This is a genomic window from Protofrankia symbiont of Coriaria myrtifolia, assembly GCF_900634755.1.
Taxonomy (GTDB): domain Bacteria; phylum Actinomycetota; class Actinomycetes; order Frankiales; family Frankiaceae; genus Protofrankia; species Protofrankia coriariae.
In genome coordinates this window covers 1-19267 of the sequence record NZ_CAAAFS010000075.1, presented here as the reverse complement: position 1 = coordinate 19267, position 19267 = coordinate 1, and the positions used below count along the sequence as shown (strand labels likewise).

General features: G+C 70.5%; 16 protein-coding genes. 8 read left to right on the top strand and 8 right to left on the bottom strand.

What is annotated here, in order from left to right:
• The first annotated feature begins 53 nt into the window (after positions 1–53).
• Positions 54–128 (top strand): 50S ribosomal protein bL37, encoded by a 75-nt coding sequence (locus CM1CMNOD_RS24310; protein ID WP_369299096.1) that lies wholly within the window; start codon positions 54–56, stop codon positions 126–128.
• A gap of 312 nt (positions 129–440) precedes the next feature.
• Here CM1CMNOD_RS24310 and CM1CMNOD_RS04365 read toward each other — a convergent pair whose 3' ends face one another.
• The 4 genes from CM1CMNOD_RS04365 to CM1CMNOD_RS22215 form a co-directional block, all read right to left on the bottom strand.
• Positions 441–1391 carry a GDP-mannose 4,6-dehydratase gene (locus CM1CMNOD_RS04365; RefSeq protein WP_013872450.1) on the bottom strand — a complete coding sequence of 317 codons (951 nt, stop codon included), beginning with the start codon at positions 1389–1391 and terminating at the stop codon, positions 441–443.
• A 62-nt stretch (positions 1392–1453) separates the two neighbouring features.
• Positions 1454–1738: a mycothiol system anti-sigma-R factor gene (gene rsrA / locus CM1CMNOD_RS04360; RefSeq protein ID WP_013872449.1), complete on the bottom strand. Its 285-nt coding sequence runs from the start codon at positions 1736–1738 to the stop codon at positions 1454–1456.
• Positions 1735–2700, bottom strand: coding sequence for a sigma-70 family RNA polymerase sigma factor (locus CM1CMNOD_RS04355; protein WP_013872448.1), 966 nt, complete (start codon positions 2698–2700; stop codon positions 1735–1737). Before CM1CMNOD_RS04355 ends, rsrA begins: the two co-directional genes overlap by 4 nt.
• 366 nt (positions 2701–3066) lie before the next feature.
• Positions 3067–3894, bottom strand: a complete 828-nt coding sequence (locus tag CM1CMNOD_RS22215; RefSeq protein WP_013872447.1) for an alpha/beta hydrolase family protein — start codon at positions 3892–3894, stop codon at positions 3067–3069.
• A 68-nt stretch (positions 3895–3962) separates the two neighbouring features.
• Here CM1CMNOD_RS22215 and CM1CMNOD_RS04345 point away from each other — a divergent pair, with 68 nt between their 5' ends.
• From CM1CMNOD_RS04345 to CM1CMNOD_RS04325, 5 genes are all read left to right on the top strand, one after another.
• Positions 3963–4850, top strand: a complete 888-nt coding sequence (locus tag CM1CMNOD_RS04345) for a methyltransferase domain-containing protein (RefSeq protein ID WP_013872446.1) — start codon at positions 3963–3965, stop codon at positions 4848–4850.
• A 124-nt stretch (positions 4851–4974) separates the two neighbouring features.
• A complete protein-coding gene (gene aroA / locus CM1CMNOD_RS04340; RefSeq protein ID WP_013872445.1) occupies positions 4975–6297 on the top strand; it encodes a 3-phosphoshikimate 1-carboxyvinyltransferase in 1323 nt (440 codons plus the stop codon).
• A 167-nt stretch (positions 6298–6464) separates the two neighbouring features.
• Positions 6465–7496 (top strand): ribosome small subunit-dependent GTPase A, encoded by a 1032-nt coding sequence (gene rsgA, locus CM1CMNOD_RS04335; protein WP_013872444.1) that lies wholly within the window; start codon positions 6465–6467, stop codon positions 7494–7496.
• A gap of 377 nt (positions 7497–7873) precedes the next feature.
• Positions 7874–8671 (top strand): histidinol-phosphatase, encoded by a 798-nt coding sequence (gene hisN, locus CM1CMNOD_RS04330; RefSeq protein WP_131772176.1) that lies wholly within the window; start codon positions 7874–7876, stop codon positions 8669–8671.
• Entirely contained in the window at positions 8668–9507 is an 840-nt protein-coding gene (locus tag CM1CMNOD_RS04325; protein ID WP_013872442.1) for a glycerophosphodiester phosphodiesterase, read from the top strand. Before hisN ends, CM1CMNOD_RS04325 begins: the two co-directional genes overlap by 4 nt.
• A gap of 1054 nt (positions 9508–10561) precedes the next feature.
• Here CM1CMNOD_RS04325 and CM1CMNOD_RS04315 read toward each other — a convergent pair.
• The 3 genes from CM1CMNOD_RS04315 to CM1CMNOD_RS04305 all read right to left on the bottom strand — a co-directional run bounded on the left by CM1CMNOD_RS04315 (position 10562) and on the right by CM1CMNOD_RS04305 (position 15118).
• Positions 10562–11632, bottom strand: coding sequence for an alpha/beta fold hydrolase (locus CM1CMNOD_RS04315; RefSeq protein WP_013872440.1), 1071 nt, complete (start codon positions 11630–11632; stop codon positions 10562–10564).
• A 109-nt stretch (positions 11633–11741) separates the two neighbouring features.
• On the bottom strand, positions 11742–13172 hold the full coding sequence (locus CM1CMNOD_RS04310; protein ID WP_013872439.1) for a gamma-aminobutyraldehyde dehydrogenase: 1431 nt from the start codon (positions 13170–13172) through the stop codon (positions 11742–11744).
• A 539-nt stretch (positions 13173–13711) separates the two neighbouring features.
• Complete coding sequence (locus CM1CMNOD_RS04305; protein ID WP_013872438.1) at positions 13712–15118, bottom strand: aspartate aminotransferase family protein; 1407 nt, start codon at positions 15116–15118, stop codon at positions 13712–13714.
• A gap of 708 nt (positions 15119–15826) precedes the next feature.
• On the opposite strand from CM1CMNOD_RS04305, the gene CM1CMNOD_RS04300 reads away from it, so the two are divergent.
• Entirely contained in the window at positions 15827–17077 is a 1251-nt protein-coding gene (locus tag CM1CMNOD_RS04300; RefSeq protein WP_202797675.1) for an aspartate aminotransferase family protein, read from the top strand.
• Positions 17078–17191: 114 nt separating this feature from the next.
• On the opposite strand, the gene CM1CMNOD_RS04295 is transcribed toward CM1CMNOD_RS04300, so the two are convergent.
• A complete protein-coding gene (locus tag CM1CMNOD_RS04295; protein ID WP_013872436.1) occupies positions 17192–18580 on the bottom strand; it encodes a polyamine ABC transporter substrate-binding protein in 1389 nt (462 codons plus the stop codon).
• A gap of 289 nt (positions 18581–18869) precedes the next feature.
• Here CM1CMNOD_RS04295 and CM1CMNOD_RS04290 point away from each other — a divergent pair, with 289 nt between their 5' ends.
• The gene (locus CM1CMNOD_RS04290) at positions 18870–19127 is read left to right on the top strand and encodes a hypothetical protein (RefSeq protein ID WP_013872435.1); all 258 of its coding nucleotides are present in this window, start codon (positions 18870–18872) and stop codon (positions 19125–19127) included.
• Positions 19128–19267 lie beyond the last annotated feature (140 nt).

The window sequence follows — 19267 nt, the reverse complement described above, 5'->3', positions numbered from 1 at the left end:
GGGTGGGGGTGGCGGTCTGGCAGGATGGCCCGAGCGGAAAGGAGGTTCCCGACGTGGCGAAGAAGAAGCGCAAGCGGCGCGCACGCGCCAAGAGCAAGGCCAACCACGGCAAGCGCCCGAACACCTGATCCCCGCGAGCACCTGACGTTCCTCGGATGACGCTCTTCGGGCCACGGGCGAGTTCAGACGCGGGCAGTCACGGATCTGTCGCACTGCTCGCGTCCCGCGTGCGGCCGCGAAGCCACCTGCCGGGAGCGGCAACGGCCCGGTGGCGACCCACCGGGCCACAGCCCAGTCCAGCGGGCCACAACCAACCGGCCAGAACCAACCGGCCGGCCAGCAACACCGGCCGGGACACAGCGTCCGCCGGCCTGTGACGAGCGGCGAACCCGCCGCCCAACGGCGGGGAGGCTGCGGGGACAGCCGGGAAGAGGCGCTGGTCAGCCGGTGGCGGTACCGATCCGTAGCCACTGCACGGTCTGCCGCAGCCCGTCGTCCAGATCGACCTGGGGCCGCCAGCCGACCAGCCGGGCCGCCCTGCCGATGTCGAGCGCGATCCGTTGCAGCTCACCCGGCCGGGGCGGGGCGAACTCGGGGGCGTCCGCCACGCCGACGATCTCCGCGATCGCGCTGTGCAGATCCCGGACGGTTGTCTGCGTGCTGGTACCGATGTTGAGGCGTTCACCGTTGGCGGCATCCGACGGGACGGACCGGGCGAAGGCGTCCGCGACATCGCCGACGAAGACGTAGTCACGGGTGGTCGTGCCGTCACCGAAGATCCTCGTCGGACGACCCTCGAGCATCGCCGTTCCGAAGATCGCCACCACTCCGGCCTCGCCGTGCGGATCCTGACGGGGGCCGTAGACGTTCCCCAGCGCCAGCGCCGTCGTGGCCAGCCCGTACGTGGACCGGTACACGGACAGGTAGAGCTCGCCGGCTGCCTTGCCCGCGGCGTACTGCGACTCGGGGGCCACCGGCACGGTCTCGTCCACCGGCAGGTGCTGTGGCGTCCCGTAGATCGAGCCGCCGGAGGAGGTGTGGACGAACTTCCCGACGCCGGCCAGCCGGCTCGCCTCCAGCACGTTGATCGTCCCGAGCACGTTCAGCCGGGCGTCGAGCAGCGGGTCGCTGACGCTCACTCGCACGTCGATCTGGGCCGCCAGATGCAGGACGACGTCGGGACGGATCCGCTCGACGACGCCGATCAGCTCGGCGGACGTGATATCCACCTTCTCGAAGGAAAACCGGTGGTCACGCAGGGCAGGGCCGAGGTTCTCAAGCCGACCGGTGGACAGGTCGTCGACCCCGACGACATCATGGCCGTCGGCGAGCATACGGTCAGTGACCGTGGAACCGATAAAACCGGCCGCGCCGGTGACGAGGATACGCACGGCACAAGAGCCTAACCGCCAGTCGGACGGTCGGCTGTCATGGCCAACCCCCTTGTTCGGCCTTATTCGGCGCGGAACTCCGCGGTGTCGGCGTCGATGCGGGCGGCCCGCAGCCGTTCCAGGACGCTCTCCCGGAGCGACTCGGGAGCGCGCTCCCCGCCGCATCTGCGGGCCACCAGCAGCTTCACCTCGTGTTCCACCCCGAACTCCCGAAGGCACGGAGAGCATTCGTCCAGGTGGGAACGAACCAGATGTTTGTGATCGAAGTCGATCTCACCGTCGAGATAGAGGTAGACCGCTTCCAGAACCTTCCGACAGTCGACCGCGGGCGGGTCCCCACAGCTCACGATCCACCACCGTCGGTCTCGGAGCTGCCGGCCCGGACCAGGCCGCGTTCCCGGGCGTAGTGCTCAAGAGCGGTACGCAGCCCGCGACGGCCACGATGCAGGCGTGACATCACAGTACCGATCGGGGTACCCATGATCTCCGCGATCTCCTTGTAGGCGAACCCCTCGACATCCGCAAGATACACCGCAATACGGAAATCCTCGGGCAACGCCTGGAGCGCCTCCTTGACATCGCTGTCCGGCAGATGCTCCAACGCCTCGGTCTCAGCGCTCTTCAGACCGCTGGACGTGTGCGACTCGGCGTCGGCGAGCTGCCAGTCCTCGACCTGCTCGGTCGGGCTCTGCAACGGCTGGCGCTGACGCTTGCGGTAGGTGTTGATGAACGTGTTCGTCAGGATACGGTAGAGCCACGCCTTGAGATTTGTGCCTTCCTGGAACTGGTGGAAGGCGGCGAACGCCTTGACGAAGGTTTCCTGCACCAGGTCTTCGGCGTCGGCCGGATTACGCGTCATCCGCAGCGCCGCCGCATAAAGTTGATCAAGAAAAGGCAGGGCATCTCGCTCGAAGCGGCTGCTGCGCTCCTCGACGGTCTCGTCGACCAGGACCACTCCCTCGTTCCTTGGGTCGTCCGCGGGATACCGGCTCACGGACGTGCCGGCGGCCCCTGGAACGGACGATACCCTGGCAGGTGCGTACGCGCGTGTGGAAAAACCACCGGTACCGGCCGACTCCGGGACGCTTGGCCACCGGGCGGAAGGGTCGATCGGCCCATCATGCGGCCGGGGCGCCGGAGCGGGCGTCGACGCGGTGGCGCGGGCACAGATTACCAGCGACCCAGGGGCCGCGGCTCCGGCCGACACAGCCGCGGACGATACAGCCGCGGCCGACGCAACAGGCATACCGTCGCGAACGTCGTCGCGTCGCCACCGGCCCGCCAGCCCGGTTGCGAACTGGGCAGTCATCGAACCTCCGAACGGATGTCCCCGCCGACCGGAAGCAAAACGATCATGACGGCCTGCGGATCATGAAACGATCAGCTCGGCCCACCGCTCTCCTGCGTCGCGGACGGCTCCAAGAATCCCTGCAGGTGGCGTAACTGCCCGACCAGCCGTCGGATTCCCGGCGATGACCCGGGGCCCCGACCTCGGCGGACGAATGACAGAGGTATCATCACGCCTCCATAAACACGCTGAAAGAGCAACATGAAAACATGAAAAAGTCAATAAAATGTTATTTATCAACACTAATCACTACTAATCGCCATGGGGCAAGGCGAGGAGCGCGGGGCGGAGGGCGGGGCGCACCGTGCCTCGGCGGCTGCCGGGTACTCACGGCCCGGTGGAAGCCAACCGGGCAATGATCCACTCTGTCGCGACGGTCGCCGCCTCGTCGACGACCTCGGCTTCGTCGCGGCCGTCCTTGCGGCGCGTCCGCATGGCGTGGTCGGCGCCAGCCAGGACGTGCACCTCGATGTGCCGGGCCGGGTTCGGATCGGGCATGCCGAACGTGTCCCGGTCCCCCTGGAGCACAAGCACGGGGACACCGGCGGCAAGCAGCTCGGGCAGGCGTGACGGCCGGCTCCCCAGCGGCTCCCGTCCGCCGTCATGGCCGGCATCCTCGCCGAGGTCTTTTTTGGCCGGGGCCTTGGGCCTACCAGGCGAATCCTGCCCAAAGCCCCGGCTATGATCTTTTTTAGCCGGGGCGGCGGGCTTTCCCGGTGGACACAGCGGGAAGCCGAAGGCCACCACCGCGGCGGCTCCGGTCGTGCGGGCGCACCGGCAGGCCACCCTCGATCCCATGGAACGGCCGACGAGGACGACGGGCCGCGGCCGCCCCAGGGCGTCCATGACCGCGTGCAGCACCGCGTCCAGCCGGGCCGGACGATCCGGCGCGCGGCGGCCGGCGACACGGTAGGGCATCTCGAGGCGGGCCACGCCGACCCCACGCCCCGGCAGCCGTCCTGCCAGCACGGCCAGCACACCGGCATCCGTCCCGCTGGCGGCACCGTGCAACAGGACAACAGTTCCTACCGGTGCCCTGGTCGCGGGAACCAGGAACACCCGTGCGCCGTCGACATTCAGGGAAGTCCGATCGGTGCAGGAGGCGCCTGCCATGGCCGTACCCGGGAGAAAAATGTCACCGCTGCCCGTGCGCATCTGTCAGACTTCCCGTGAGTGTGTGTGACTTGTTTCGCATCTTCCCCCCTGAAGGGTAGGAAAGGTCCATGCTGCCGCGTCTCGACGCCGAGCCAGATCAGCCGCGCGGACGAACGCCGACCCTCGTCTATGAGGCCCCCACGGACAGCGATGATCCGTACTGGGCGTTCTACGAAGATGTCGCCGCGACCCAGCTGGCCAGCTGGCTGCCGATGCCACGGATCCGGGTGCTGGACGTCTCCGGCCCACGGACGAGGTTCGCACGCCAGATGGTCACGGCGGGACACGACGTCGTGCGCGTCGTGCCGGCCCCGGACCGTCTGGGTGCCCGCGGTGTCGGCAGGCGCGCGGACGGCCATGCCCGCTCCGGTGGGGCTTCTCCGCGTCCCGGCGAGGCCGGTGGGCCCGCCGCGGTCCGGCTGGGTGACATTACCGGCCCCGGGCGGCTGGTGCAGGTGGCCGGTGACCCCCGGTCACTCGACTGGTTCGCACCGGAGAGCTTCGACGCCGTCCTGGCCGAAGGCCGCGCGCTGTCGTTCTGCCTGGCCACCGAGACGACCCTGGAAGAAATCCACCGCATGCTGCGCCCCGGCGGACGGCTGCTGCTGTGCGTCGACTCGCTGCTGCTGGGCCTGGCCCGGCTCGCCGAACAGCACCGTTGGGCGGAGCTGTCCGACGTCCCGCGGGCCGACGTCGTTCTCGTCCCGGCCGAGGACGGCTCCATCACCCGCTGTTTCTGGCCGGAGGAGCTGCGTGCCCTGTTGACCAGCGCCGGCCTGGACGTCGACTGGATCCGGCCGCGGACGGTGCTCTCGGCCGAGGCGGTGACCCGCGCGGTCGCCTCCGATGTCTCCTGTTTTCCCACCCTGGTCCGCACCGAGGTCGATCTGTCAGCCGAACGCGAGGGCGAGTCGATCGGCATCCACCTGGTCGCCAGCGCCCGCCGTCCCGACTGAAGTACCGCCGTCCCGACCGAAACGCTGGAACATCGTCCTGGCTGGAACACCGTTCCAGCCGTGGCCGAAGTGCGCCGGCGGACGCCGCCGGCGCTCCGCGTCCCGCGTCCGGCATGCTGAACGGGTGACCGTCACCACGGACGTACCCACGGATCCCTGGCCGGCGCCGACGGCCGACCGGCCGGTCGACGCGACCGTGACCATGCCCGGGTCCAAGTCGGCGACGAACCGCGCCCTGATCCTCGCCGCGATCTCCGCCGGCACCAGCCGGCTGACCAGGCCGTTGCGCTCCCGGGACTCGCTGCTCATGGCCGCCGCCCTCGGCGAGCTCGGCGTGGCCGTTGTCGATGACCACGATGACTGGCTGGTCCACGGCCGCTACCCGCTCCAGGCGGCCCCTGCTGCCCGGGTCGACTGCGGCAACGCCGGCACCGTCGCCCGGTTCACCCCCGCGCTGGCCACGCTGGCGCACGGCGACGTCGTCTTCGACGGCGACCCGCGCATGCGGGAACGCCCGCTCACCCCGCTGCTGGACGCGCTGCGGACCCTGGGCGCAGCCATCGACGGCGACCGGATGCCGTTGACCGTGCATGGCCGGGGGCACCTGCCCGGCGGCGCGGTGACGGTGGACGCGTCCACCTCCAGCCAGCTCGTCTCCGGTCTGCTGCTGGCGGCGCCCCGCTACGACCAAGGAGTCACCGTCCGTCACGTCGGCACGCGGCTGCCGTCCTGGCCGTATCTGGAGATGACCGTCGCGGACCTGCGCGTCGCCGGGGCGGCGGTCGAGGTGGACGTCGACCGTCGCCCCGGCGGTGAGGCGCGCTGGTCGGTGGCGGCGGGGCCGCTGCACGCCCACGACCGGGTCATCGAACCCGACATCAACAGCGCGTCGGCCTTCCTGGCCGCGGCCGCGGCGACCGGCGGCCGGGTCGTGCTCGCCGACTGGCCGAGCGGGACCGTCCAGCCCGGGCGCATGCTGCCCGACCTGCTGACCGCCATGGGATGCGTCTGCACCCTGACCACGGCCGGTCTGGAGGTCCGCGGGCCCGGCCGGCTGCGCGGCATCGACGTCGACCTCAGCGACTACGGCGAGGCCGCCCCGACACTCACGGCGCTCGCCGTCCTCGCCGACTCGCCCAGCCGGCTGCGCGGCATCGCCCACCTGCGCCTGCAGGAGACCGACCGGCTCGGCGCGCTCGCGGCCGAGCTGGGCCGTCTGGGCGCGGACATCACCGTGACCGACGACGGGCTGGCCGTCTCCCCCGCGCCGCTGACCGGCGCCCGTCTCGACCCGCGGGCCGACCATCGCCTGGCCATGGCCTATGCCGTGGTGGGGCTGGTCGTGCCGGGCGTGCTCGTCGACGACATCGCCACGACCGGCAAGACCGTGCCGTACTTCCCCCGGTTGTGGGCGCGGATGTTCGACGGGGCGGGCCCGCGCCCGTGAGAACCGGCCGCCACGACCGCACACGGGGTCACCCCGCGCCGTCCGGCCCCGAACAGCACCACCCCGTACCGAGTGGCCCGGCGCGCCACCCCGAACGGCACCGCCCTGAACAGCGCCGCTCCGAGCAACGTCACCCCGAGCAACGTCACCTCGAACGGCGCGGCTGAATGCCCCGCGAGCTCGACGAGGACGACGTCCGGGTGCGGGCCGGGCGCGGGTCGCGGCCGCGTACCCGGGACCGTCCCGACCACGCCGACGCGGTGGCAGCGACCGTGGTGGCGGTCGACCGCGGCCGTTACACCTGCCATCTCGTCGGGGCGGCGCCGCCGGGACCGGCAGGAGAGCCGGCGCCGGAGGCCGGCGGGGCGCTGGTGGCCGCCGTCCGCGGTGGTTCGGTGCGCCGGACCAGCGTGGTCGTCGGTGACGAGGTCGCCCTGGTCGGGGACATCTCCGGCCGTCCCGGCAGCCTTGCCCGGATCGTCGGGCGGGCCGAGCGCCGCAGCGTGCTACGCCGTACCGCCGACGACACCGATCCGGTGGAGCGCCCGATCGTGGCCAACGCCGACAGGCTGGTCATCGTTTGCGCCCTCGCCGACCCGCCGCCGCGGTCGGGGCTGATCGACCGCTGCCTGGTCGCGGCCTACGACGGCGGTCTGGAGCCGCTGCTGTGCCTGACCAAGGCCGACCTCGCCGATGACGCACCCCTGCGCGCACTCTACGCACCACTTGGCCTACCCATGGTGACCACCAGGCCAGACGCCGGCCTGTCCGGGCTGACCGTCCTGATGGCGGCCCACGTCTGCGTCATGTTCGGCCATTCCGGGGTGGGCAAGTCGACGCTGGTCAACCGGCTGGTACCGGACGCCGCCCGGGCGATCGGCGCGGTCAACGCGGTCACCGGCCGTGGCCGGCACACCTCGTCCGCGGCGATCGCCCTGCCGATGCCGGGCGGCGGCTGGGTCGTCGACACCCCCGGGGTGCGCTCGTTCGGGCTGGGCGCGGTCTCCACCGACCGGCTGCTGCGGGCCTTCCCCGACCTGGCTCCGGCCACGGCGGCCTGCCCGGGCGGCTGTACCCATCTGGCAGGCCTCGCCGACTGCGCGCTCGACGAGGCGGTGGCGGACGGCCGGGCGGACCCGGCCCGGCTGGCCAGCCTGCGCCGGCTGCTCGCCGCCCGCTTCGGCGCCGACCCGTCATGACGACCGCAACCGGCTACGGTGAGCCCGGCTACGGTGAGCCCTCCGGCGGCGATGCCGGGTACCGCGATACCGGATACTGCGATACCGGATACCGGATACCGCGATGTCGCTCGTCTCCCGGTGCCGGCCGAGAAGCGGGAGATCGTCCGTGGCCGCCCGTGGTAGTGTCGTCGTCTTCGCCACGCTTGGTGGGCCTCGTTCACGAGGGCTGCCATCCGTCCGGGTGAGGCGCACGCGGGTAGGCTCCCCGCGTGACCAATGCCGCCCAAACAGACGCCCTGGAAGCCGCGGGGACGGACCTGCCGGGATCAGGCCGACAGCCAGCTTCCAGCGGCGCTCGGCCCACCGTCGACGGGTACGCGACCACCGGACACCCGATCGGTGACGACCTCGCCCTCGCCCTCGCCCTCGCGGACGCCGCCGACGCAATCACACTCGCCCGTTTCCAGGCCGTTGACCTGCGCGTCGAGGCGAAACCCGATGCCACCCCGGTCACCGACGCCGACACCGCCGTGGAGGCGATGATCCGTGCGCGGCTGGCCGAGTCCCGGCCCGGCGACGCGGTACTCGGCGAGGAGCAGGGGCTCATCGGTGCCGACACCCGGCGCCGATGGGTGGTCGACCCGGTGGACGGCACCAAGAACTTCGTGCGCGGGGTGCCGGTATGGGGGACGCTGCTCGCCCTCGAGGTAGACGGCGAGGTCGTCGTCGGGGTGGCGAGCGCCCCCGCGATGGGCCGGCGCTGGTGGGCGGCACGCGGCCAGGGCGCGCACACCCGGACCGCGGTCGGCGAGACTCGTTCCCTCGCCGTGTCCGCGGTGGCGGACCTGGCCGACGCCTACCTGTCCTTCGCCTCGGTCGAGAGCTGGTCGGCCGCCGGACGGCTCGCGCCCTTCCTGGACCTGGTCGACGCGGTGTGGCGGACCCGCGCCTACGGCGACTTCTGGTCCCACATGATGGTCGCCGAGGGTGCTGTCGACCTCGCCTGCGAGCCCGACGTCTCCCTCTGGGACATGGCCGCGCTCCAGGTGATCGTCGAGGAGGCCGGTGGCACCTTCACCGACCTGACCGGACGCCGTGGGCCCGGCGGCGGCTCGATCCTGACGACCAACGGCCGTCTGCACACCCGAGCCCTGGGCATCCTCAACCAGCCCGCCCAGCCCGCCGGTCGGTGACCCGTCCCGCCAGGGCCCCGATCGGGTTCGCCCACCGGGGCGCGCCGGGCCGCTTCCGGCGGGAGAACACCCTGGCCGCGTTCAGCCGGGCGCTGGCCGGCGGCGCGGGCGGGTTGGAGTCGGACGTGTGGCTCACCGCCGACGGCGTCCCGGTGCTCCATCACGACGGCGTGCTCGGGCCACCGGGCCGCCGCCGCCGGATCGGTGACCTGCCAGCGGCCCGGTTACCGGGTTGGCTGCCCACCCTGGCCGACCTCTACGCCACCTGCGGCAGCGACTTCGAGCTCAGCCTGGATCTGAAGGATCCCCCGCCAGCCGCCGGGCGGGCGGTCGCGGCCGTCGTCGCGGTGGCCCGGGCCGCGAGCGCGGCGGGACGGCTGTGGCTGTGCGGCAGCCTGCCGGCGGTCCGTCACTGGCGGTCGCTCGACGATCTCGCCGGGCCGGAGCCGGTGCGACTGGTCAACTCCGCGTCCGCGCGGGAGGCCGGCTTGCGCGGCCGTGGCCGCGGCGGCAGTGACCTGTTGGACGGCCTGCTGGCCGCGTACGTGCGCGATGCCGCGGCGGCTGGCGCCACGGTGCTGAACCTGCGGGCCAACGAATGGACCGCGTCGATGGTGCCGGTGGTGCATGCCGGTGGGCTGCTCGCCTTCGGCTGGCACGCGCAGACGTCCGGGACGCTGAACCGGCTGGTGGGATTCGGCCTGGACGGCGTCTACTCGGACTACCTCGGCCGGCTTGTTCGCGCCACGGGCAGCGATACGACAATCACGGACGCGGATGACGTCGACGTCAGGCGATCGGATGAGAGCGATCAATCATCCTCGCTGGCGGAATGACCGGCGCGAATCACCGGGCCCACATTAGGGCCGGGCCACGGATGCCGGCGCAATCCAGCAGGTCAAAAGCGACGTGGCCACGCTTTTTACACGCTGCCGGAAGGCCTCGCCCCCCGGGTCGCTGCTAGGCTCCGCAGGGTGACGGCCCAGGGCGTCGGTACGGCGCTTGGCGCTTCCCCGCCCCGCCAGCTCGGGGCACCCCACCGGAGCCTGCCGCTATAGGCGTCGCGGAGCGTGCTTATTTCGCGGCCGAAGCGGATGGTGACCGGCCGACTCACTCGTCGGCGGCGACTTCGGCGACTTTCAACATCTGCGGCGGAAATCCTGTGCGTTCCGCTACACGCTCGACAGAGTAACCCTGCCGTACCAGGTCACGGGCCTGCTCGAGGGTCCAGCCGCGACCGGGGTCCACCCGGCGGACGACGACCTCACTTGCCTGGCGACGCTCTTCTGGCCAGCTCAGACGCGCACGACGTGTCAACGGTCGACCTCCGATATATCTCTGACTTCAGTTACTACGACAAGGATAGGCCATATTGGCATGACCGCGCTCGACGAACTCCACGATAGCGGGCGTCGGCGACCCAATACGACACCGGGTTGGAACATAGAAGTGGCATCTGTCTCGACGATCTGACGTGATGGCCGGCGGCGGCGTCGAGGCAGGCCATCATACCTGGCTGATCACGACCACTGGACCAACCGGCCCACGGTTGTTCATGCCCGGGAACAGCACGAGGCTGTCACCAGTATGAACCGTTGCGGGTGCGACTCAAACACAACTCCTGACAAGACGATGCCCACGAGCGGCACGCCGACAACCTGAACCGACAACTGCCGTGCGTTCACCACTGGCCACCGGAGCATCGACGTGTCTTCGTTTCCAGCTCACCTTCTTCACCGTGGTTCGGTCATCCGGTTCCCGGCCGGCCCCGTGGCCAGGCAGATCCGCCTCCGTCCGCATCATCACCCCGCCGGTGCCGCCGGTGCCGCCGGTGCCGGCGGTGCCCCCGGCGCCGGCGGTGCCGGACGCCGATGAACCGGCGGCCGACGGTCACCGGCAACCGACCATGTCCCGCTCACGGGTGGGCCGTTGATCCACCCGTCCCCGTGAGCACAGCAGATCCCGCCACTGCCGGGCGGAGTACGTTGCCGGACGGGTGGTGGCCAGAAAATCCTCCAGCACCGCTCGGAAGCGCTCCGGATCGCTGTGATGGGGGAAATGCCCGGCACCCTCGAAGATCTCGAGACGGCTGCTGGGCATCGCCGCGTGCGCGATCCGCGCGTGCTCGACCGGAATCACCGCGTCATGCTCACCCCAGATGATCATATATGGCATTCCGGCGGCAAGATAGCAACGGTCCAACATGGTGATTGCCTGGCCGTGGCTGTCCACCGAGGAGCGCAGCGTCCGCAGAAATGCCGCCCGGGCGGTGTTCACGTGCAGGTTGTCGAACATCCGCATCAGGTCGTCGGCGTCCCGGCCCAGATCGGTGCGCAGCCATCGCAGCGTCCGGGTCACCGCCCAGCCGACCTGGCGTAGCGGGGACGCGGTGGCCAGCGAAAGCACCAGCCCCGACCCGGGAGTGGTCGCCACGGTCCGCAGTACCGGATGCAGATCCGGGCACACCCCGCCGGTCGCTACCAGTACCACCCGTTCGCAACGCTCGGGGAACTGGTAGGCGAACTGCATGGCGATGCCGCCGCCCAGGGAATGGCCGACCACTGTCACCCGGTCGATACCGAGCACCGTCAAAAGGTCACGCATCCCGCACGCGTATCCGCCGATGGAATAGTCACCGCGCGGCTTGTCGGACTCACCGTGACCGAGCAGGTCCGGCACAATCACCGTCCGCCCCCGCGCGAGCAGCGGAACGAGGCCGCGCCAGCTCTGCGAGTTGTCCCCGACTCCGTGGATGAGCAGCAACGCCGGGCCACGGCCCGCCCGTATATAGGCCCTCCGATATCCGTGCACCGTCACATATCGGGTGGTATAGCGCGACGAGACCGATGGCTGGACGGCTCGCGTCACATCCGTGCCGTCCACCGCCGTGGCCAGGTCGTCCCGGCCGTCGCCCGGCAGGCTGATCAGGTCGTGTGCCGTACGAGTGCGAATCTCATCCATGGCCGTCCTCCGACCATTCGCCATCGGTCGGCCGGGTACCGCGCGGTGTGGCGGGATGCCCGCCCGTGGCACCGCCACGACCCGGCCGGCCTCCAACAGCCCGAACCGGTCAGAACTCGATGTTGCTCATCACGTGTTTGACCCGGGTGTAGTCCTCCAGACCGTAGATCGACAGATCCTTCCCATAGCCGCTCTTCTTGAAGCCTCCGTGTGGCATCTCGGCCACCAGCGCTATGTGGGTGTTGATCCATACACAGCCGAAGTCGAGCCGGCGGGCGACCCGCATGGCCCGCCCGTGGTCGCGCGTCCACACGCTGGAGGCAAGCCCGTACTCGACCCCGTTCGCCCAGGCCACCGCCTCGTCCTCGGAGCTGAACCGCTGGACGGTCACGACCGGGCCGAAGATCTCGTTCTGGATCATCTCGTCGTCCTGGCGCAGGCCCGCGACCACCGTCGCCGGGTAGAAGAACCCGGGCCGGTCCAGGGGTTCCCCGCCCGTGAGCACCTCGGTGTGCGCCGGCCTGCGCTCCACCAGGCCGTGGACCCGGCCGAGCTGGCCCAGATTGTTCAGCGGGCCGTAGGCCGCCGCCGGCTCCTGCGGTGGCCCTGTCCGCGTCGCCCGCGCCTGCTCGGTGAGGGCCACGACAAGATCGTCATGGATGCCCGGGGCGGCCAGCACCCGGGTGGCGGCGGTGCAGTCCTGGCCGGCGTTGAAGTAGGCCGCGCCCGCGATCCTCTCCGCCACCTCCTCGGCGTCGACGTCATCGAAGACGATGACCGGCGCCTTGCCCCCGAGTTCCAGATGGACCCGCTTGAGGGAGTCCGCAGCCGTCCGGGCGACCTCCGTGCCCGCCCGGACACTGCCGGTCACCGACGCCATCGCGGGCAGCGGATGGGCCACCAGCGCCCGGCCGGTGTCCCGGTCCCCGCACACCACGTTCAGGACGCCGGGCGGCAGGAACTCGGCGGCGATCTCGGCGAGCAGCAGCGTGCTCACCGGGGTCGTCTCCGACGGCTTGATGACCACGGTGTTCCCCGCGGCGATCGCCGGGGCGAACTTCCACACCGCCATCATCATCGGGTAGTTCCACGGCGTGACCTGCGCGCAGACCCCCACCGGCTCACGGCGGACGAAACTGGTGTGACCGGCCAGGTACTCCCCGGCCGAGCGGCCCTCGAGCAGCCGGGCGGCACCGGCGAAGAAACGGATCTGATCCGCCGACGGCGGGATCTCCTCGTTCATGGTCAGTTCGATCGGCTTGCCGGTGTTCTCGCACTCCGCCCGGACGAGATCCGCGGCACGCTCCTCGACCGCGTCGGCCAGCCTGAGCAGCGCTCTGGCCCGCTCGCTCGGCGTGCTGTCGCGCCAGGACTCGAAGGCGCGTGCGGCCGTCTGGACCGCGGTGTCCACGTCGGACGGGCCGGACAGGGGCGCTTCGGCGAAGACCTCCGCGGTGGACGGGTTCACCAGCGGCATCGTGCGGCCGCCCGTCGCCGGAACGCTGGTACCGCCAATGAAGTTCGTCAGAATCCTGTCCATACGCACACTCCGGTAGCCAATATGGATCGAACGGACCTGGGACCGTGCCGGCGTCGGTCGGATTGCCACCCGGCGTCGGCATCAGGTTCCCGGCCGGGCTCCGAGCGCGCGAGAAGAGCTGTGGCCGCGCGTTCCTCGGCCGGTCGCGGAACCCCCGGGCGCGAGCAGGCCACTGACAGGCAGACTAGACCACGGATTACGTCCTCGTCAGAAGGATCTGACGAGGAAATCATACCGAAGTATCCCTTGAGCGCCATATCCCTGGCCATCCTTAAGTCACCCCTCAGGAAGCCCCTCGGATATCCTCAGCCCTCCCTCGGTATCCCCCACCGCGCCCGCGGGCACTCCCGGGCGACCGATCGGGCCGTCCACGCGCCCGCGCGCCCCTCGCCGGCGGCCCGACGGTTCCCACAGGCCAGTGATTTTCGCCAGCGGGTGACGCCCTCCGGCCATGAGGTGACATTCCGTCAGTAGGCGATATTCCGTCGGCCGGTGGCATTCTGTCGGTCGGTGATATTCCGCCAGCCGGTGACATTCCGTCATGAGGTGACGTCTCGGGCCAGCGCGTCGAGGGAGTCCAGGTAGCGGTCGACGTCGGCCTCGGTGTGCTGCACCGACAGTGTCCACTCCTCCTCCCGGCCCGGCGCCATCAGCACGCCCCGGTTGGCGTTGTACAGCCACGCGAGCTCCGGCAGCGCCGCGTTCTGGTGCGCCATGAAGGAGGTGTAGTCGCGAATCGGCGCGTCGGTGAAGTGGACGCAGCCCTTCGAGCTGATCCCGACCGTGTAGCCGGGCAGCCCGTGCCTGCGAAGAATCTCGTCGCAGCCTGCGATCAGCAGCTCACACAGCCGGTCCAGGTGGGCGTAGGCCTGCGGGGTGAGGACCTCCAGCAGGCTCGCCCGGGCCGCGGCCATGGTCAGCGGGTTGCCGTTGAACGTCCCGACCTGTTTGACCCGGTCCGACGCCACCACCTCCATGATCTCGACGGTCGCGCCGACGGCGCCGGAGGGCAGGCCACCGCCGAGCGCCTTGGCAAGGGTGACCATGTCGGGCCGGACGCCGAACCGCTCGGTCGCTCCCCCGGGCGCCACGCACAGCCCGGTCTTGACCTCGTCGAAGATCAGCACGATGCCGTGGCGCCGGGTGATCTCCCGGACGGCCTCCAGGTAGCCGGGCTCGGGCAGGATCACCCCGAGGTTCATCATCGCGGCTTCCATGATCACACATGCCGGTGGTCGCCCGTCGGCGGCGAGCGCCTCGATCCGCCGTTCCATGGTCGGGGCGTCGTTGAACGGCACCGGTACGGTCAGGTCGACAACGGCCCGCGGTATGCCTTCACCATAGGCGAAGGACGCCATGTTGTCGGGCGGGCCGATCTCGTCGTACGGGGTGCCGATGGAGACCATCACGTAGTCGTGGTGGCCGTGGTAGGAGCCGAAGATCTTGATGATCGTCTCGCGCCCGGTGATGGCCCGGGCGATCCGGATCGCGTCCATCGTCGCTTCCGAACCCGAGTTGAGATAGCGCCACTGCGGCAGGCCGAAACGACGGGCCAGCTCCTCACTGACGATCACGGAGTCCTCGGTCGGCATGGCGAAGTGGCTGCCCAGCCCGATCCGCTCCCGCACCGCCCGGACGATCGCCGGGTGCGCGTGCCCCTGCACCATCGACCCGAAGCCGTTGTGGAAGTCGCAGTACTCGCTGCCGTCGACGTCCCATACCCGGGAACCGCGCCCGTGCGTGAGGTAGATCGGCCAGGGATCACGGGCCTGGTAGGACGACGGAACCCCACCGGTCATCGACCGCACCGCCCGGGCGTGCATCGCCCGTGAGCCCGGGGTGCACGCCTGTAGCCGCAGTTCCTCACGCTCGGTCAGGGCGGCCACCCGCTCGTCGCGACGGGCCGACAAGGCGCCTTCCTTCGGTTCGGACGCTGTTCCGGCCATGTGCTGCGCCCCCTCCCAGTGACCTCGCTTCCTCCCAGTGACCTGGGAATCCGGAAATCGCGAGGACCCGATCGGGCCGCTCGGACCACCGGCGCTCGGTATGGAAAGCGTAGCCCGCCCGGCACCTGCCGACCCGGTTCACGGCTGACGCGCAAAAGACAGGACCGTCCTACCGCCGGCCTGGCGCGAAGCACCAGGAATCCGCACCGACCACCGGCTCGGAAATACCGGGCTCATACCGGATGAATCACTCCGGCAGGCTTCCCGCTACTTACTGAATTCCTATTACTTACGGACTGCCAGTTACTTGCGGAAGTATCCGACAAAACAAGTCATGCTTACTCCTGGTTCGCCCGGTCCGATGCGGAGAGGCCCGACAGGGACGGCGTTGCCCCGCCATCATCATCCGGGCGAGGCCCCACCACGCGCCCGGCAGGCACCCGGCAGGCGGTGCGCACACCGCGTCCGCGCCACACCCGCACCGTGCCTGCGCCATGCCCGTATCACGCGCCGGAGCCCCAGCCGGACCGAGCCGGCAGAACGAGCCGGCAGAACGAGCCGGCGGGACGAGCCGGCGGGACGGCGGGGCTGTTGCGACGATGCCCGGGACGTGCGCTACTTGCCTGCATGCCACACCCCGCGCCCGCGTCACACCCCGCCCAGCCGCGATCCGCCGCTCAGCCGCACCCCGCCCAGTCACATCCCACGGTGGAGGAACCGGCGGGGCCGGGGCCGCTGCTGCACCCGTTCGCGCGTCCGGCGGCGCCCGCGGGGTCGTTCCTGCGGATCGTCTCCGGCCAGGGCGCGTACGTCACGGACGACTCCGGCCGTCGCTACCTCGACGGGGTGGCAGGCCTGTGGTACTGCGCGGTCGGACACGGCCGCGAGGAGATCATCCAGGCGATCGCGGCACAGCTGCGGGAGCTGGACGCGTTCCACCTCTTCGAGCGGTTCAGCAACGCCCCGGCCGAGGCGCTCGCCGAACGGCTCGCCGCGCTCGCGCCCATGCCACAGGCGCGGGTCTTCCTCACCAACGGCGGGTCCGAGGCGGTGGACAGTGCGGTGAAGATCGCCCGTCTCGCGCACGCCCTCGCGGGCCGACCGGAGCGGACCATCATCATCAGCCGCTCCCCGAGCTATCACGGCGTCACCTACGGCGGGATGACCCTGACCGGCCTACCGGCCAACCGGGAGGGATTCGGCCCCGGTGTCGGCGACGTCGTCCAGGTCGGCAAGGACGACCTGGACGCGGTGGGCGCGGTGCTGGCCGGCAACCACGGCCGGGTCGCCGCGGTGATCGCCGAGCCGGTGATCGGTGCCGGTGGCGTCCACCCGCCGCGGCCGGGCTACCTCACCGGGCTGCGCGAGCTGTGCGACCGTCATGGCGCGTTCCTCGTCCTCGACGAGGTGATCACCGGATTCGGGCGGCTGGGGAACTGGTTCGGCGCGGGCCACTTCGGCGTCCGGCCCGACATCGTCACGTTCGCCAAGGCCGTCACCAGCGGCTACCAGCCGCTCGGCGGGGTGCTCCTCGGCCCTGCCGTGCACGAGCCGCTGGGCCGTCCGGAGGTGGTGCTGCGGCACGGCGGCACCTACGCGGGGCATCCGGCGGCGTGCGCGGCCGCGCTCGCCAATATCGGCCTGCTGGAGTCCGAGGGCCTGATCGACCGGGCGCCCGCGATAGGTGACCGCCTCGCGGCCGGGCTGCGCTCGGTGGCGCGGACGCACGGCCTCACCGACGTCCGCGGCCGCGGCGCCATGTGGGCGGTCGACCTGCCAGCCGGGGTGGACGCCACCGTGACCCGCGACCGCATGCTCGCCCACGGTGTCATCGTCCGTCCGATCGGCGCGTCGACCCTCGCCTTCTGCCCGCCGCTGGTCGTCGACCTCGCCGAGGTGGACACGCTGTCGGACGCGCTGCGGGCGGCCCTCGACGCCGGCCCCGGTCCCGGGGCCTGATCCGGCTCCGGGACCTGATCCGGGCCTGAAGCCCGCGTCGGCCCCGCGCCCGACAGGGCCCCCGCACCGGTGGCGGCTGCCGGGCGCGGGGTCGGCCATCAGGGCTGGTAGACGTCAGGGCTGGTAGACGGACTGGAACAGGCTGTTCCACCCGACGGCCTCGAGCCGGCTCAGGACGCGGTAGCGCCGGAGCCGGGAAAGATCCGAGCGGACCGGGAAAACCAGCGGGCTGTCGGCGGTGGCGACCAGCTGTGCCTGCGCGGGTCCGCTGGCGGCGCCCGCATCCCGGATGATCTTATCCCGCGCGAACGGGACGGGGGTGATGTAGTTGATGCCTTCGGCGAGTTTCGCGGCGATGTCGGTCTGGTAGACGAAGTTCATGAAGGTGATGGCGTCCACCGGATGTGGCGCGGTGATCGGGATGCACATGCTGTCGGTCCACAGGATGCCGCCCTCGGCGGGAATCACGAAACGCAGGTCGGCGCCCTCGGAGTTGGCCTGGAAAATATCCCCGGACCAGGCCATGGACAGCCAGATGTCCCCCTTCTTGAGTGGCTCGATGTAATCCTGCTGGTAGTAGTCGCGGACGATACGGGCGTCCCGCTGCCGGCGCAGGAGCTCCGCGGCCTTCTGCCAGTCCGCCGGCGTCGAGGTCTCCGGTGTGATCCCCATCCCCACCAGGGTGAAGTTCGGCAGGTCCCGAGCGTCCCCGAACATCCCGACCCGGCCCGCGAAGGCCGGGTCGAACAGGTCACGGAAGCTGTTGATCTCCCGGCCGGTACGGTTGGGGTCGTAGGCGATCCCCGTGATCCCCGACTGCCAGGCGACCGTGAACCGGTTGTTCGGGTCGTAGGAGGGATTCACCACGCTCTCGTCCGCGTTGGCGAAAAAGGCCGGCAGCCGGCCCGCGTCCAGCGGCGCCAGGTGGTTGCGCCGGATAAGGTCGGCGAGCACCTGCCCATTGGGGATGACCATCAGGTCGTAGCCGGTCGGGCGGCTCGCCTCCAGCAACGGTCGGATCCCCGCGTAGAACGACTCGTCGTTCTCGATGACCTCGCGGTAGGAGACCGTGATGCCGGTTGTGCTGGTGAAGACGTCGAGCGTCGGATGGCTGTTGGGCTGGCCCGGGGAGGTGTCGATGTACAGCGGCCAGTTCGCGAAGTCGAAATGACCGGCCGGTGTCCGGCCGGTCCAGTACTCGGCGATGCCGCGTGCCGGCAGCGGACTCGGTTCCGGGGGCAGCGGTGGCGGTGCGGGGTGCTCCTTGCTGCATGCCGCCAGCAGGGCGCCACCGCCGGCCAGCGCGCCGGACAGGCCCAGGCCGGCCAGGCCGAGGAACTCCCGCCGCCCGATCCCGCTCCGGCCCGCTACCGGCCGTCTGTGTGCCCCCCGGCGTGTGGACGTCCGTGGCATGGTCAGGCCGCGCAGCAGGGCGGGATGGCAGGGATCACAGCGGCCCCTGTCCGGCGTGTCGGCGGCGGAGCCTCCGGAGCTCGGCGTCATCTCGACCTCTCCAAAAATAGACGAAAAGTAGCGACACCACTGCTGATCGCTGATTACGATCGATGCCTCTCTCGCCTATATTCAACTGCGTGTCCGAATGACTACTTTTAGGACCACAATGTGGCCCCACGGTACGGACACCACCAGCGCGCCGCCAGCACGATGATCATGCTGTTCCCGCGGCCGCGGTCGGAAAACCGACGTCCAATCGGAGCAACCAGTACCAGTGGACGAGAGTCCAACATGTGCGACAGCCGGAACCGGTTCGGTTCGGGAGGAGTGGATGACCATGGCGCTGGTTCATCACGATCCACACGACGGGGTTCTGACCACCCGGATCGGTCAGGCAGAGATCACGGTTCGGCCCGAACCACCGGCCGCCGCGGGACAGGCTCCGGTGATCCTGCTACGTCTGGACGCCCCGATGCTCGACGCCCTCGCCGCCGCCTACCTCACGCCCGAAGAGGCCCGCCTGCTCGCCGAGGTGCTGCTGCGTTCGGCCGACCTGCTACGCCCCGCAAGCCCCTGGCGCACCCCCGGCACCTGAACCCACGGCACCTGACCACGGGACCGGCCCAGTGGAACGCGACGTGACGGAACAACAACCGTCCCGCCCTCGCCGCCGGGCACGAAGACCGGCCGGCGTCCCGCCGCATTCCGACGGTATTCATCGAATCTCAACAGGCT

Excerpts from the sequence above, each read along its gene's own strand:
- CM1CMNOD_RS04345 (WP_013872446.1), top strand. The coding sequence starts at position 3,963 with ATGCTGCCGCGTCTCGACGCCGAGCCAGATCAGCCGCGCGGACGAACG.
- CM1CMNOD_RS22215 (WP_013872447.1), bottom strand. The coding sequence starts at position 3,894 with ATGCGCACGGGCAGCGGTGACATTTTTCTCCCGGGTACGGCCATGGCA.
- CM1CMNOD_RS04315 (WP_013872440.1), bottom strand. The coding sequence starts at position 11,632 with ATGGATGAGATTCGCACTCGTACGGCACACGACCTGATCAGCCTGCCG.
- CM1CMNOD_RS04290 (WP_013872435.1), top strand. The coding sequence starts at position 18,870 with ATGGCGCTGGTTCATCACGATCCACACGACGGGGTTCTGACCACCCGG.
- CM1CMNOD_RS04355 (WP_013872448.1), bottom strand. The coding sequence starts at position 2,700 with ATGACTGCCCAGTTCGCAACCGGGCTGGCGGGCCGGTGGCGACGCGAC.
- CM1CMNOD_RS04310 (WP_013872439.1), bottom strand. The coding sequence starts at position 13,172 with ATGGACAGGATTCTGACGAACTTCATTGGCGGTACCAGCGTTCCGGCG.
- CM1CMNOD_RS04305 (WP_013872438.1), bottom strand. The coding sequence starts at position 15,118 with ATGGCCGGAACAGCGTCCGAACCGAAGGAAGGCGCCTTGTCGGCCCGT.
- CM1CMNOD_RS04295 (WP_013872436.1), bottom strand. The coding sequence starts at position 18,580 with ATGACGCCGAGCTCCGGAGGCTCCGCCGCCGACACGCCGGACAGGGGC.
- rsgA (WP_013872444.1), top strand. The coding sequence starts at position 6,465 with ATGCCCCGCGAGCTCGACGAGGACGACGTCCGGGTGCGGGCCGGGCGC.